The sequence below is a fragment of the Ciceribacter ferrooxidans genome (genome assembly GCF_004137355.1).
Lineage (GTDB): Bacteria > Pseudomonadota > Alphaproteobacteria > Rhizobiales > Rhizobiaceae > Allorhizobium > Allorhizobium ferrooxidans.
The window spans coordinates 141,601-155,971 of sequence record NZ_SDVB01000191.1 but is presented as its reverse complement, the minus strand read 5'-3'; the positions used below and the strand labels follow the sequence as shown (position 1 = coordinate 155,971).

Annotated in this window: 13 protein-coding genes; 3 read left to right on the top strand and 10 right to left on the bottom strand. The window is 62.9% G+C overall.

Translation table 11 applies throughout. The features are described 5' to 3' along the window. Positions 1 to 84: 84 nt before the first annotated feature. On the bottom strand, positions 85 to 1,032 hold the full coding sequence (locus tag EUU22_RS08775) for a LysR family transcriptional regulator (RefSeq protein WP_129331632.1): 948 nt from the start codon (positions 1,030 to 1,032) through the stop codon (positions 85 to 87). A gap of 146 nt (positions 1,033 to 1,178) precedes the next feature. Here EUU22_RS08775 and EUU22_RS08770 point away from each other — a divergent pair, with 146 nt between their 5' ends. The 3 genes from EUU22_RS08770 to EUU22_RS08760 all read left to right on the top strand — a co-directional run bounded on the left by EUU22_RS08770 (position 1,179) and on the right by EUU22_RS08760 (position 6,569). Beyond that, positions 1,179 to 1,970 (top strand): alpha/beta hydrolase fold domain-containing protein, encoded by a 792-nt coding sequence (locus tag EUU22_RS08770; RefSeq protein WP_112691669.1) that lies wholly within the window; start codon positions 1,179 to 1,181, stop codon positions 1,968 to 1,970. Positions 1,971 to 2,030: 60 nt separating this feature from the next. After that, on the top strand, positions 2,031 to 3,212 hold the full coding sequence (locus EUU22_RS08765; protein ID WP_112691668.1) for an efflux RND transporter periplasmic adaptor subunit: 1,182 nt from the start codon (positions 2,031 to 2,033) through the stop codon (positions 3,210 to 3,212). Between the two features lie 114 nt (positions 3,213 to 3,326). Next, positions 3,327 to 6,569 carry an efflux RND transporter permease subunit gene (locus EUU22_RS08760; RefSeq protein ID WP_129331630.1) on the top strand — a complete coding sequence of 1,081 codons (3,243 nt, stop codon included), beginning with the start codon at positions 3,327 to 3,329 and terminating at the stop codon, positions 6,567 to 6,569. Between the two features lie 109 nt (positions 6,570 to 6,678). Here EUU22_RS08760 and EUU22_RS08755 read toward each other — a convergent pair whose 3' ends face one another. The 9 genes from EUU22_RS08755 to nifK all read right to left on the bottom strand — a co-directional run bounded on the left by EUU22_RS08755 (position 6,679) and on the right by nifK (position 14,309). After that, on the bottom strand, positions 6,679 to 7,485 hold the full coding sequence (locus tag EUU22_RS08755; protein ID WP_129331628.1) for a TOBE domain-containing protein: 807 nt from the start codon (positions 7,483 to 7,485) through the stop codon (positions 6,679 to 6,681). Between the two features lie 172 nt (positions 7,486 to 7,657). Beyond that, positions 7,658 to 8,299, bottom strand: a complete 642-nt coding sequence (locus tag EUU22_RS08750; protein ID WP_129331627.1) for a nitrogen fixation protein NifQ — start codon at positions 8,297 to 8,299, stop codon at positions 7,658 to 7,660. A gap of 17 nt (positions 8,300 to 8,316) precedes the next feature. Further along, the gene (gene fdxB, locus EUU22_RS08745; protein ID WP_112691665.1) at positions 8,317 to 8,640 is read right to left on the bottom strand and encodes a ferredoxin III, nif-specific; all 324 of its coding nucleotides are present in this window, start codon (positions 8,638 to 8,640) and stop codon (positions 8,317 to 8,319) included. Then, positions 8,640 to 8,840 carry a CCE_0567 family metalloprotein gene (locus EUU22_RS08740; protein ID WP_112691664.1) on the bottom strand — a complete coding sequence of 67 codons (201 nt, stop codon included), beginning with the start codon at positions 8,838 to 8,840 and terminating at the stop codon, positions 8,640 to 8,642. The genes fdxB and EUU22_RS08740 overlap by 1 nt, the downstream gene beginning before the upstream one ends. 14 nt (positions 8,841 to 8,854) lie before the next feature. Further along, on the bottom strand, positions 8,855 to 9,340 hold the full coding sequence (locus EUU22_RS08735; protein ID WP_129331626.1) for a NifX-associated nitrogen fixation protein: 486 nt from the start codon (positions 9,338 to 9,340) through the stop codon (positions 8,855 to 8,857). Between the two features lie 11 nt (positions 9,341 to 9,351). Next, positions 9,352 to 9,849 (bottom strand): nitrogen fixation protein NifX, encoded by a 498-nt coding sequence (gene nifX / locus EUU22_RS08730; protein WP_129331625.1) that lies wholly within the window; start codon positions 9,847 to 9,849, stop codon positions 9,352 to 9,354. Next, positions 9,815 to 11,197, bottom strand: coding sequence for a nitrogenase iron-molybdenum cofactor biosynthesis protein NifN (gene nifN / locus EUU22_RS08725; RefSeq protein ID WP_129331624.1), 1,383 nt, complete (start codon positions 11,195 to 11,197; stop codon positions 9,815 to 9,817). The genes nifX and nifN overlap by 35 nt, the downstream gene beginning before the upstream one ends. After that, a complete protein-coding gene (gene nifE, locus EUU22_RS08720; protein ID WP_129331623.1) occupies positions 11,197 to 12,702 on the bottom strand; it encodes a nitrogenase iron-molybdenum cofactor biosynthesis protein NifE in 1,506 nt (501 codons plus the stop codon). The genes nifN and nifE overlap by 1 nt, the downstream gene beginning before the upstream one ends. Positions 12,703 to 12,767: 65 nt before the next feature. Further along, on the bottom strand, positions 12,768 to 14,309 hold the full coding sequence (nifK, locus tag EUU22_RS08715) for a nitrogenase molybdenum-iron protein subunit beta (RefSeq protein ID WP_129331622.1): 1,542 nt from the start codon (positions 14,307 to 14,309) through the stop codon (positions 12,768 to 12,770). Positions 14,310 to 14,371 lie beyond the last annotated feature (62 nt).

Genomic DNA, 14,371 nt, shown 5'->3' with positions numbered 1-14,371 from the left:
AACTCCGCGTCAGACCTGGCAGAACCGCCCGCCCGTTCCAGACATCCTCGGCAAAGCAACCGGGCCGGAGCCGTCAGGCAAAGCCTACGACGCCTTGCGCTGGAAATCCGTGACGTCGAGGTCGAAGGGAATCCTGTCGATCACCTGCAACTGCCGAACGAGCCAGTCGATGAACACCCGCACCTTGTTGCTCAAGTGACGCGTGCGCGGATAGACGATGTAGAGCGGCAGCCGCTCACATTGCCAGTCGGTCAGGATCGGCACCAGTTCGCCCTTTGCGAGCGCATCCTTGACGAAAAAGGGCGCGGACTGCACGACGCCGAGGCCTGAGACCGCCGCGTTCAGATAGGTCCTGCTGTCGTTGACCGAGATGATATAGCGCGGGTCCACCTGGCAGAATTCCTCCCCGCGGGTGAAGTCCATCGTCCAGACGCGTCCTGACTGAGCATGCAGATAACCGACGCAGTAATGGGACGTGGCGAGATCCTCGGGATGTTCCGGATGCCCGACGCGCTCCAGGTAGCGCGGGGCGGCATAGCAGTGCAGCTTGAGTTCCCCGACCTTGCGCGCAATCAGCGACTGGTCGGCCGGCGTTCCCCCGCGGAGCGCGCAGTCCACGTTCTCGGCGATATAGTCGACGAGGCGGTCCCCGACGCCGATATCGAGTTGGATTTGCGGGAACCGGTTATGGAAGTCACACATGCCGGGCAGCACGATCAGATCGGCAAAGATGCCCGCCATCTCGACCCTCAGCCGGCCCGACGGCTGCGCCTGCGAAGTCGACAGGCTGTTGTCCAGTTCGTCCACGTCGCCGATGATCTGTAGTGCCCGCTCGTAATAGAGCGCACCGTCGGTGGTCACCATCACCCGACGCGTCGTCCGGTTCAGGAGCTTTGTCGAAAGACGTGCCTCGAGCGACTGTACGAGGTTGGTCACCGTCGTCTTCGGCATGTTGAGCGATGCCGCGGCACGGGTGAAGTTGCCCATCTCCACCACACGCACGAATACCCGCATTGCGGAAAGCTGATCCATCTGCTTGTCCTCGCACTTCGCAATTATCCGCGATTTTGGAATAGTGTTTACGAAATCAGCATGCTTGTGTGTCGATTACCGAATAATAATATTCCAATGCAACTTCGCAGCAAGAGCGTTTCAACACCGGAACAGGAAAAGTTGTGATGTCTGCACACTGGCAGGAAATTGCATTCGATCCGTCGGAGGCAACGTCCGTCCGGATTTACGATCGCGGCGCACACGCCAGGGAACCGTCGATCGTCCTCTACCTGGCAGGTGGCGCCTTTCAACGTCGGGCGGCACCCGCCGAGGAAGCCCCGGCGGCGCGCGCCCTTGCCGCAGCTGGCGCGATCGTCATGGAGGTCGATCTCGGCGGTTGGCAGGAGAACACCTTCCCGGGCGCGCTGGATCGGGCTTTCGCGGTGCTCACCGGCATTCGAAAGTGCCGCCGTCAATACGGCAGTTCAAAGTCGACGTTGTTTATCGCCGGCGACGAGGCCGGTGGCAATGTCGCAGCGGGGCTTGCGCTGAAGGCGCGAGACCAAATGTCGGGCGCGGTTCGAGGACAGATCCTGCTGTCCCCGATGATCGATCCGCTAATGGCGAGCGGCTCGATCCGCGACGCCGACCGGATCGGCATGCGCGGGCGCTGGTCGGAAGGCTGGAGCCGGTATCTGCACTCCGCGCGATACCTGATGCACCCTTACGCAGCGCCATGCCTGTGTTCGAGACTTACGGGAGTCGCGCCGGCGCTCCTGATGACCGCCGAGGACGACCCCTTGCGAGACGAGGTGTCGGCCTATTCGAAGCGCCTCTCCGCCGCAGGCGTTCGGGTGCATTTGAAAGTTCTGCCGTCCGGCTCCGGTTGGACGGGCATCTACCGGAATGAGGAGGGCGCGTGGCTCGACGCGGTACGCGACGCGTTCGCCGCCTTCTCTGATGAAGTAACGCATTGAAATAAACGCATTTAGTCCACCTGACGGTTCCTCCCCCAAGGGAACCAAGGAGAGCAAGTCATGACCGTGAAGAAGACCCGCTGGGCCCTCTGGGCTGCCGGCACGGCCGTCGTTTTGTCGGCAATCGCAGCAACCGTCCATCTCGATATGCCGACGGGCGCCAATGCTGCGCCCGCCGAGCAGGCCGCGCCGCCCGCCGTTCCCGTTACCGTAACCACATTGAAGCCGCGGAGTGTCACCACCTGGCAACAGTTTTCCGGCCGCCTCGAGGCGGTCGACCGCGTGCTGATCCGTCCACGCGTGGCCGGTGCCATCCAGTCGGTGCACTTCCGCGAGGGCAGCCTGGTCAAGGCGGGTGATCTCCTGGTGACCATCGATCCGGCGCCCTACGAAGCGGCCGTCGCCCAGGCGGAAAGCCAGGTCGCGTCTGCACGCGCTCGCCTCGATCTCGCCGAGGTCGAGTACCAGCGCGGCAAGACGCTTTCGGCGAACAGGACGATATCGCAAAGCGAACTCGCCCAGCGCGAGAGCGAATTCGCCCAGGCGGAAGCGACGCTGCGAGCTGCCGAGGCTTCACTGAAGATCGCTCGCCTCGACCTCGGATACACGGAGCTTCGTGCCCCGATTTCGGGACGAATCGGCCGGCTCGAGGTTACGCAAGGCAATCTCGTCTCGGCGGGCTCCACGTCTCCCGAACTGACCACGATCGTGTCCGTCGACCCGATCTATGCGAGCTTCAGCGCGGATGAGGAACTCGTCACCCGGCTGCTGTCCCGACTGCCGCGCAACGACGGCATGCCGGCCCTCGATCAGGTTCCCGTCGAGATCACCGCCTCGACCGACGATGCGAACCCGATCCGAGGCAAGCTGCAGCTCATCGACAACGAAGTCGACAGGTCAAGCGGCACCATTCGGGTCCGGGCCGTCTTCGACAACAAGGATGGCAGGCTGATCCCCGGCCAGTTCGTCCGCATCCGGGTGGGAGAACCCACACCCGAAGACCATCTGCTGGTCAGCGAACGCGCAATCGGAACGGACCAGGACAAGAAGTTCGTGATGGTGGTCGGAGACGACAACGTCGCCACCTACCGTCCGGTGCAGCTCGGCGCCAGCGTGGACGGCGACCGGATCGTCGAAGCCGGGATCGCCCCCGGCGAGCGGGTGATCGTCAACGGCCTGCAGAGAATCCGGCCGGGGATGACGGTCGCACCCGAGGACGAGTCCAAGGTCGCCAGCCAGTAACGACGAGAGCGGCGACCCCGCCGTTCCCCAACTATCGGTTCGATCCCGTCTCCGGCGTGCACGACCGGAGACGCCCCGCCGCTCTGTTTGCGGCGCAATGCCGGAGATCCCGCCATGAACATATCCCGCTTCTTCGTCGATCGGCCGGTCTTTGCAGCCGTCCTGTCTATCCTGATCCTCGTCGCCGGCCTGATCGGCGTGCGCTCTCTCCCGATTTCCGAATACCCGGATGTCGTGCCCCCCTCCATCATCGTGCGCGCCAGCTATCCCGGCGCGAACCCGACCGTTATCGCCGAAACCGTGGCCACGCCGCTCGAGGAACAGATCAACGGTGTCGAAGACATGCTCTACATGTCGAGCCAGGCTACGTCCGACGGTGTGCTGACCGTCACCGTCACTTTCAAACTCGGAACGGACCCGGACAAGGCCCAGCAACTCGTCCAGAACCGCGTCGCCCAGGCCGAACCACGCCTGCCGGCGGAGGTACGCGCACTCGGCCTGACGACGGCCAAAAGCTCGCCTGACTTCATCATGGTCGTCAACCTCGTGTCTGACGACGCCAACTACGACATCACCTATCTGCGCAACTATGCGACATTGAACGTGAAGGATCGCCTGGCGCGGATCGAGGGCGCCGGCCAGGTCCAGGTCTTCGGAGCCGGCGACTATTCCATGCGGATATGGGTCGACCCGCAGAAGGCGGCGGAGCACTCGCTGGCGGCAAGTGACATCACCAACGCAATCCGCGGCCAGAACGTCCAGGCGGCGGCCGGCATCATTGGCGCATCGCCGAGCGTGCCCGGCACCGGCCTGCAGCTCAATGTCAATGCGCGGGGCCGCCTGCAGACGCCGGAGGAATTCGGCAACATTATCGTCAAAAGCGGCGAGAACGGCGAGATTACACGCCTGCGCGACGTCGCCCGCATCGAACTCGGCGCCGCCGACTACACCTTGCGTTCGCTTCTCGACGGCAAGCCCGCCGTCGCTGTCGCAGTGCTCCAGGCGCCGGGCTCGAACGCGATCGAGATTGCCGACAATGTCCGTGCAACCATGGAACAGCTGCAACTGGCCATGCCGGAAGGTGTGCGATACGAGATCGTCTACGACACGACGAAGTTCGTGCGTGCCTCGATAGAGAAGGTCGTCGAAACCCTGCTCGAGGCCGTCGGGCTGGTCGTCCTCGTGGTCATCCTCTTTCTTCAGACATGGCGGGCGTCGATCATTCCGCTGATCGCCGTCCCGGTATCGATCATCGGTACCTTCGCGGTGATGTATGCCTTCGGCTTTTCGATCAACGCCCTGACACTGTTCGGCCTGGTGCTGGCGATCGGCATCGTCGTCGATGACGCAATCGTGGTCGTCGAGAATGTCGAGCGAAACATCGAGAACGGGCTATCACCGCGCGAGGCGACCTACCGGGCCATGCGCGAGGTGTCGGGCCCCATTATCGCCATCGCGCTGGTGCTGGTGGCGGTCTTCGTGCCGCTGGCCTTCATCACCGGCCTGTCGGGACAGTTCTACCGGCAGTTCGCACTGACGATCGCCATTTCGACGGTCATCTCCGCCATCAATTCGCTGACCTTGTCTCCTGCGCTTTCGGCCCTTCTCCTGAAGGATCATCACGCGCCGAAGGATCGGCTGACCCGGATCATGGACGGGCTCTTCGGCTGGTTCTTCCGCGGCTTCAATCGTGCCTTCGGGGCCGCCTCCAACGGCTACGGCCGCTCTGTCGGCGGGCTCTTGTCGCGCAAGAGCCTCGTCATGGTCGTCTATCTGGCCCTCGTCGGTGCGACCTACAGCATGTTTGCCACCGTGCCGGGCGGCTTCGTGCCGGCGCAGGACAAGCAATACCTGATCGGCTTCGCCCAGCTTCCCGACGGCGCCACCCTGGATCGCACGGAACAGGTGATCCGAAAGATGAGCGACATCGCGCTCGAACAGCCGGGGGTCGAACACGCAATCGCCTTCCCGGGCCTTTCGATCAATGGCTTTACCATCGGTTCCAATGCCGGCATCGTCTTCGCGGTTCTCGACGACTTCGAAAATCGCAAGACCCCCGATTTATCGGGAGGCGCCATCGCCATGGCGCTGAACCAGAAATATGCCGGAATCCAGGACGCCTTCATCGCCATGTTCCCGCCCCCGCCGGTCAACGGCCTCGGCCAGACGGGCGGGTTCAAGCTGCAGATCGAGGATCGGGCAGGCTACGGCTACCAGGCCCTTGACGAGGCGGCAAAGGCGGTCCTCGCCAAGGCCTACCAGACGCCGGAACTGGCGGGGATCTTCTCCAGCTTCCAGATCAACGTTCCGCAGCTCTACGCAGACGTCGATCGCGCCAAGGCCGAGCAGCTCGGCGTGGCTGTCACCGACATTTTCGAGACGCTGCAGATCTATCTCGGCTCTCTCTATGTGAATGACTTCAACGCCTTCGGGCGAACCTACAGCGTGCGCGTCCAGGCGGACGCAAACTTCCGTGCCGAGGCCGCGGATATCGGAGCGCTGCAGGTTCGATCGCGTTCAGGCGAGATGATCCCTCTGTCGGCCTTGCTCAAGGTCGAGGAAACGACGGGACCTGAGCGCACGACCCGCTACAACGGCTTCCTTGCCGCCGACATCAACGGCGGTCCGGCACCGGGCTTTTCCTCGGGTCAGGCGCAGGCGGCGATCGAAAAGATCGTCAGGGAAACCGTCCCCCAGGGCATCGATTTCGAATGGACGGACCTGACGTACCAGGAAATCCTCGCCGGCAATTCGAGCGTCGTCGTGTTTCCGCTCGCACTGCTCCTCGTCTTCCTGGTGCTCGCAGCCCAGTATGAGAGCCTGACCCTGCCGATCGCGATCATCATGATCGTGCCGATGGGCATCCTCGCAGCCCTGACCGGCGTGTGGCTCACCGGTGGAGACAACAACATCTTCACGCAGATCGGTCTTGTCGTGCTGGTCGGATTGTCGGCGAAGAACGCGATCCTGATCGTGGAATTCGCCCGGGAACTGGAGTTGCATGGGCGAACGCCGGTGCAGGCGGCGATCGAAGCGAGCCGGCTCAGGCTTCGACCGATCCTGATGACGTCGATGGCCTTCATCATGGGCGTGGTTCCGTTGGTGGTATCGACGGGCGCCGGTGCCGAAATGCGCGCGGCGATGGGCGTCGCCGTCTTCTCCGGCATGATCGGCGTGACCTTCTTCGGCATCTTCATGACACCGGTCTTCTACGTTCTCGTCCGCAGGCTGACCGGCAATCGGGCCCTCGTTCACCACGAGATTCATCCCGATTTCCTTCAGCAACGCCCGCATGGATCAGTGAGCGCCGCCAACGACGGCACACCTTCGCGCCCCGAACCGGCAGAAGCCATGTAAGACGGAAGAGGACGTTGACCGAACATCACGCGTGCGGCACTGCTGCACGCGTGATATCACATCCACGGACATCCCCCCGTCGCCTTAACGCCACGGTGCTCTCCGGCCGTCACCCCATCGCCAGAATGATCTGCGATGCCTTGATCAGGGCACCAAGTCGCTTGCCGGGCCGTATCTCCAGATCCACGGCACTGTCGTCTGTGACGATCGCACAGAGCGTCTTGCCGTTTCCTATGTCGAGCACGACTTCCGAATTGACTGCGCCCTTCTCGACCGAGATCACCGTACCGGAGAGACGGTTGCGCGCAGATGTCCGAACCGGCTCGTCCTCGCTGACGAGGATCGGCGTACTCGCCTTGATCAGGGCGTACGCCTCCACCCCAGGAGCGATGCCCAGGTTGTCGATGCTGCGCTCGGTCACGATGACCGTCAGCACGACGTCTCCGGCCACCTTCAGTGCAACCTCCGCGTTGACCGCCCCGTGTTCGACCGAGGTGACGATGCCGTGATAGGTATTGCGAGCGCTGGTTTTCATGATCGGGCTCCAAAGCAGGGACTGAGCAGGGAAGGAAACGGCAGGATCACCGGAGATCGTCGTTTCGAGATTGGCGATGATCTCGCCGATCGAGGCTGTGAGCAGGCGATGAACCGTCAACGCGCGCAGGCCCTCCGTTGTCACGCAGGCGCCGCCGCCATGCCTACCGCCAGCAGCAGCGACCACGATGGGGCGGGGAAAGAGGTTGTTCAACGAATTGACCGCATCCCAGGCGGCGCGATAGCTGAGGCCGACCACCTTCGCGGCGGCCGCGATCGAGCCCGTATCGTCAATAGCCGCCAACAGGTTGAAGCGATCCTCTCCGGCCCGGTGGCCGTCGGCGCCCCGGAAATCAAGCAAGGGTGTCAGAGCCTGACGCATGAAAGCTTCCTCTGTTGTCGTTATGCAGCTCGGCTTCATATCGGTCGGCAAGACCGACGAAGCTCGCGACGCAAGCTCCGTGCCGAGCCATTCACCCACGTATTTTCAAGCACTTGGTAACATCACACCCGGGGGCTTTCCGACAATGTCGGAAAGCCGACAGGTGCCCGTGTCACCCATCGGACAGGAGAGCAGTCACCTCGTGACCATTCTTCCGCCGAGCCAGATGGCTTTGGCCGCTCTCGTCCCCGAAACAGTCTTCGAAATCCAAACATTCGCGGCAGCTCGGTGCCGTGCAGAGCGAGTAACCTTCCGCCTCGCAAAGCTTTCGGTAGAAGTACTTCTTCCATTTCATGTTGTCGGTGTTGCCGCGTGCCAGCTCGGGGAAATGGCGATAGAGCAGACGCGTCAGTTCCGCGCGTTCGAAGAGCCCGAGATCCTGCCAGAGATGATCGTTGCGCATTGCCCGCCGCGCGACGATGCGGGCGAACCAGCGGCTGTCGGAAAGGCCGGGATCGGCATGCTCCATGAGCAGGTCGAGGAGCAGGTCCTCTTCCATGCCCCGTTCGGCTTCGCCGGTGTCGGCGCCGAGCCCGAGCCTCCCGGGCGAAACACAGGGAAAGTGCCGGTGTATGAGGCCGAGGAGCTCACGCGGACCAAGCCCCGTCGCCTCCTCTATCGTGGCGCGACCGCTCAGCCCCTCCTCCCGGGCGACGGACAAGACGCAGGCGAGGGCATGGCGGTCGAACGCGGTTCCCTCGTCGATCGCGGGCCACTGACCGGCGATCAGGCTGGCATAGTGATCTGCGAACACGCGATTCTCCTTCCTCGTCAGGCGGCGGCAAGGTCGCTCGCGGCGACATGCGTCTGACAGTTTTTCGGGCAAACACGGGCGCAGGCTCCGCAGCCGATGCAGGCACCGGCCCTGTCGACGACCATGATCATGCGGTTGAGCTCGCCGTCGAAATCGCCGCCTTCCTCCTCGTCGTAGAGGCCGAGCACTTCGCCATCCTCGTCGACGCCATAGAGATGCATCACATCTCGCGAACAGACCTTGTAGCAGCGGCCGCAGCCGATACAGGTCTTGCCGTCGATCTTGGTCAGGTATTCCGGCATCCAGACGGAGCCGTCACGGGTGGAGAAAGGGCTGCCCATCACGCCTTCTCCAGTGCTGCGAGCTCGAGCTTCGCCGCATCGAGTTCGGCGAACACGGCGTAAGTGCGCTCGGCGACGGCCCTGATTTGCGTCCAGTTGATCGGAAGGTCCTCGGCGAGATCGTGCAATTCCATCTTCGCGGCACCGGCTCTGGAATTGAGCTTGCGAACCTTCTTCTGCAGGTCTTCGAGTTCCGACATGGCCTGGTCTCCCGTCAGTACTTCGCCACGTCGGGGAACCTGGCGATCATCTCCACCGCCTCCCGCACCAGCTTGTTGCCGGCCTCGGCGAGCTTTGCGAGATCCTCGAAGCCGAAGCGGTGGACGTCGCGCAGGGTCTTCATCACGACGACCAGACGCCCGGCGGTGAGGAGCACCCGACCGAAACCCTCATGGCTCATTTTCATCATTGGAGCCGCGATGAGGCCGGTCTCCCGCTCGATCGCCAGCCCAACCGCCGAATAGAAGATTTCCAGCCTCCACAGCACATCCGGATCAGGATCCCCGATGATCGGGATTTCCCGGCGCTGCTCTTTCGTGACGATGAAATCATTGAGGATCGATGCGTCGGATCGACCCTCCCATGCGTCATAGGTATCCTGCGCGCGCATCAACCGGACGAGGCACTGCATGAACGGTGTCGTCATGACGGCCGGATCGGTAACGGTAGCGGCTTTTTCAAGCGTATCGGTGGTGGGCATGCGCTTTCTCCTCAGTCTTCGTCGTCGAAGGAAGGCTTGGCGGTCGAAACGCCGGCCTCGGCCAGCACCTTGCGGAGCCAGGGCGGAGGTGCCGTTTTCAGCATGGATTGGGTGCGCGACAGGACTTCCTCCATCGAGGACGGCTGCGGCACCTTGATCGGATGGATTTTCGCCGACACGACCTTCGCGGCGGACGGGCCGCCGATCGCCAGGCAGAACAGCAGGTGACACCCCTTGAGCGCCTCGACTTTTGGCGTGATCTTGTCGTCACCCTCGGTCCTGTGCTTGCCGCTCTCGTCGGAAACCTCTCCGAAACTGACGGCTTCAACGAGGGCCGACCCTTGCGGGGTCACGTCGTAGATCGCAAAGAGCTTGGCCGAGCCGAAGTGGGCATTGAGCCCCTTCATGTCCTGGGTGGCGATCGCGATGCGCAGCGCGCCTTTGGGGCGTTCCGGCGCTGGCGCCGGTCCCTCGTCAGTGACGAGTGAAAGACGTCGGACGGCTGTCATTGTCAGTCTCCCTGTTGCGGAAAGGATTGAGCTCCTCCGGCGTCGGCTGATGCCCGCCGGCCTGGAAGATATTGGCTGCCTCGAAGATCAGGTCGCGCGCGCCTTCGTAGAGAACGGTGCGTCTGTGCTGACTGCCGAGCCGATCGAAGATCGGGAAGCCGACACGCATCAGAGGTATGCCGAGCCGCTGGGCAGCCTGGCGGCCATGCGAATGCGTGACGAGAAGATCCGCACCCGCAGCCATGTCCTCGAGATCGGCGAGATCGCCGACCTGAACCGTCTCGGCCTGCACCTTCGCAAGGATCCCGCTGCTGCCCGTCGTCGTCACGGCCGCGACGATCTCCGCACCAAGCCCGGTGAAGAAGGTCGAGAGCTGGTAAAGATGATCCGGCTCGGCGGCGAGCGCGACCCTCTTGCCGCCGAAGTGGAAGTGGCCGTCGAGCAGCGCGTCCTGCAGTTGGGCACGGCGGCGGCGCACCTTCGCCGGCACGCGATTTCCCGAAATCATCGCCAGCATGGTGACGAAACGGTCGATCGCCTTCATGCCGACCAGTTGCTGGAAAAGCACGTAGGGCACGCCGGTTCTTGCCTGCAACGCCTCGGCCGCCGGACGCATGTGTTCGCCGATGGCGATCGCCTGGAAGCAGTCCCCGAGCGCGCGGATATCCTCCACCTTCGTTCCACCGTAGGTGGTCGGAATCCAGCGGTCAGGCACAGTTCCGTCGAGCGCGCCGGAAATGTCCGGCAGGATGACGGGCTGCAAACCGAAGCTCTCGACGGTCTCGCGGATGAGCTCGATATCTGCGACGGTGAGGTGCCAACCCGGCAGGATGGCCAGTTTTTTTGGATCGCGGGGTTGCTCGCCCGGCCGCGTGACCCCCTCGATCATGGAGGTTACCGCCTTCCTCCAGCCTTCCTCGATGGCGCCGTCGAAATCCGGTGTGCTGGAGAGCACGACTTCGGTGTCGCCGAGGTCGTCTGCCCGGCGCATCCTGATCGCGGCGATGTCACCGGCGAAATCCTCGCCCCTGGTCTCCACCAGCGCAGTCGTGCAGACGCCAATGAGACTCGGCTTGGTGCGGCTCTTGAGATTGAGGATTGCTTCTTCCAGGTGGTCGGCGCCGCCGAGGATCGTCGCCACCTCGTCCATCGCCGTCGTCTGCAAAGGGATCGTCTCCTTGAAATGCCGGACAAACAGCACCAGCGCAAAGGAGGTGCAACCCTGGCTGCCGTGGAAGAGCGGCATGGCGCGATCGACTCCGAGATAGGCGAAGGCCGCTCCGAGCGGTTGCGAGGATTTCAGCGGATTGATCGCCACTTGTCTCTTCTGCTGTACAATGCGCGCCATCAGCACTCTCCCATTTCGTCGGTGACGGAGTTGACGAATTTCCGGAAGGCGCGGACAGGCGTTGCAGACATCGCCTCCTCCTTCCGGTCGCCCCCCGCAGGGGAGGCTGTCAGGTTGCCCACCTCGTCCCAGGGCGAAGCCAACCGCACCGTCTCCCAGATCGGATTGTGGATCGCGATATCGATCTGGCGGACCAGCTCGACCATGCCGTCATAGCCGGCATAGGCATGGTGGCGCTCCTGGTTGATGTCGAGCCATGGCATCTTCGCCTTGAGCGCGATGAACTGCGTGCGTCCGCCCGAGAGCATGATGTCGGCCTTGTGGTCGCAAAGCATGGTGTAAAGATCGCGCGGTGCCATGGACTCGAAGGCGTGGTTCTCCTCCTTCAGCAACTGCTTGATGCGCTCCTTGTCCTCCGGCGTCGACTTCTTCACCGACGTTCCGACGATCTCCATGCCGATTTCCTGCAAGGCATGGACGACCGACCAGGATTTTACTCCGCCGGTGTTGAGCAGCACCCGCTTGCCGGCAAGACGCGGACGGAAAGCCTCGAGCCTGGCCCAGGCGATCGCCTCCTCCTCCGCGACCAGGTGTTCCGTCCGCTCCGCCAACGCCGGATCGGCCCCGCCTCGAACCAGCAGGCTGGCAAGCTGGCGCAGGGCCTCCGACGTGTCCGAGATTCCGTAGAAAGACCCTTCGAAATAGGGAATGCCGAAGCGCTCCTCCATCTTGCGGGCGAGATTGATGAGCGCGGTGGAACAGACCATCATCGTCGCACGCGCCCGGTGAGCCGTCGCGATATCATGGTAGCGCGCATCACCGGGTATGCAGGCGCGGATCCGCATGCCGAGCCTCTCGAGCAGAGGTTTCACCAGCCAGAACTCACCGGAGAGATTGAATTCGCCGAGGATGTTGACGTCCATATCCGTGGCATCGTCGGGCTCCTCCGTCCCGATCACGTGGTCGAGGAGTGCCTCGCCCGCGAGCTTGTTGCCGAGGTTCTTCGAACCGACGAAGCCGGGCGCGTTGACCGGAACGACCGGCAGGCCGAACTTTTCGGAGGCGCGCCGGCAGACGGTCTCGATGTCGTCGCCGATCAGCGCGGTCACGCAGGTCGAGTAGACGAAGATCGCCGGCGGCGAAAAGGTTTCGGCGATCTCGCGAATCGCCCTGAATAGCTTGCGTTCCCCTTGCCCCATGACGATGTCGAGCTCGGTGAGATCGGTGGTGAAGCTCGTTCGCCAGAGGCTCGAGCCCGAGGAGGCGGCCCCGCGGTTGTCCCAGCTGTTGCCCTCGCAGGCGAGCGGCGCATGGATCAGATGGGCAACGTCGGTGACCGGCTGCAGCACGATCTTGGCGCCGTCGAAGGCGCAGCCGCCGGCCGCCGCCCCCGGCGTCAACGGCTTGGAGCAGCCCTTCTTGCGGGCTTTTTCGTCCTTACCCCGGTTCTTGTCGCAACCGGGTTCGTTGAAGACATCATCGATCTTCGCCTTCAATGCCGGCATCTGACCGTCTCCATCGTGAGAGTTCCAGGGATTGGACCGGCCCCGAGGTGCGGGGCCGGCATGTTTCAGCGCGTCAGGTCGAAGGAGTAGTCGGTCTTCGACGGGACGATCGTCTCCCGGTCGTAGACGTCGAAGAACTTGTCGAGGATCGCGGTCAGCACGCGCAGGCCACCCTGGTAACCCATCAGCGGGAAGCGGTGATGGTGGTGGCGATCGAAGATCGGGAACATCAAGCGCAGCAGAGGGGTCCCGGTGTCGCGTTCGAGATACTTGCCATAGGAATTGCCGATCAGGAGGTCGACCGGCTCGGTGAAGAGCAGCGAGCGCATCGCCCACAGATCCTTGCCCGGCCAGACCTGACAATCCTTGCCGAAGGGCGAGGAGGCGAAGAGCTCCTTCATCTCTGCTTCCCAGGCAGGCGTGCCATTGGTGGCGAGGCAATGGGTGGGCTCGCCACCGGTCTCCAGAATGAAGCGCGCCATGCCGTACACGAAATCCGGATCGCCGTAGATCGCGTATTTCTTGCCGTGCAGGTAGGCCTGGCTGTCGGCCATGGCATCGACAAGACGTCCACGCTCCATGCGAAGTTCCTCCGGGATTTCCTTGCCGGTCATCTCCGAAACCTTCATCAGCAGGTCGTCGGTGCCGCGAACGCCGAGCGGATAGTGGAGTGAGGCCGTCTTCTGGCCGACCTCCTTGCAGTAGTCCTCGGTCTTGCGGGTATTGTAATGCTGCAGCGACAGCGTCCATTCGGCGTTCAGCGCATCCTTGACGTCATCGATCTTCGTGCCGCCGTCATACATGCGGTATTCGCCGTCGGAGGGCGTATCGTATTGGTCGGAGGCGTCCTGAATGAAGGTGTAATCGACCCCCATCAACGACAATATGCGCTTCAGTTCACGGTTGTTGCCGACACAGAAACCGTCAAAGCCCGGAATGAGGTTGAATCGCCCCTTGATTTCGGTGCGCGGCTGTCCTTTCCAGAAGTGTTCGAACACCCCGCGGACCATGTTGTCGTAGCCGTCGACATGGCTGCCGACAAAGGCCGGCGTATGGGCGAACGGCACGTCGTAATCGGCCGGCACCGAGCCTTCATTCTTGGCATTCTCGATGAAGCTGCGCAGGTCGTCACCGATGACTTCCGCCATGCAGGTGGTCGAGACCGCGATCATCTTCGGCCCGTAGAGCGTGTAGGTGTTGGCAAGTCCGTCGATCATGTTCTTCAAGCCGCCGAAGACAGCGGCATCTTCCGTCATCGAGGAGGAGACAGCCGACGAAGGCTCCTTGAAATGGCGGGAAAGGTGCGAGCGGTAATAGGCGACGCAGCCTTGCGAGCCATGGACGAAGGACATGGTCTTTTCGAAGCCGGCGGCCGCGAAGACGGCACCGAGCGGCTGGCAAGCCTTGGCCGGATTGACGACGAGCGCCTCGCGGGCAAGGTTCTTCTCGCGATAGTCCCAGCTCTTCGTGAATTCGCGCTGGTCGTCGACCCATTCGCCCGGATGCGGGCATTCAAACATTTCCTTCTTGCTTTTCAGCATCTCGACGTATTCCGGCTCGCGGAAGAGCGGGGCGTGATCGAGCACTTTCTCGGCGGACTGCGGCATGACTGGTCACCTCCATCCTGCGGGCCGCGCCATACGGCGGCTCCGGGACAAATGACGTTTCG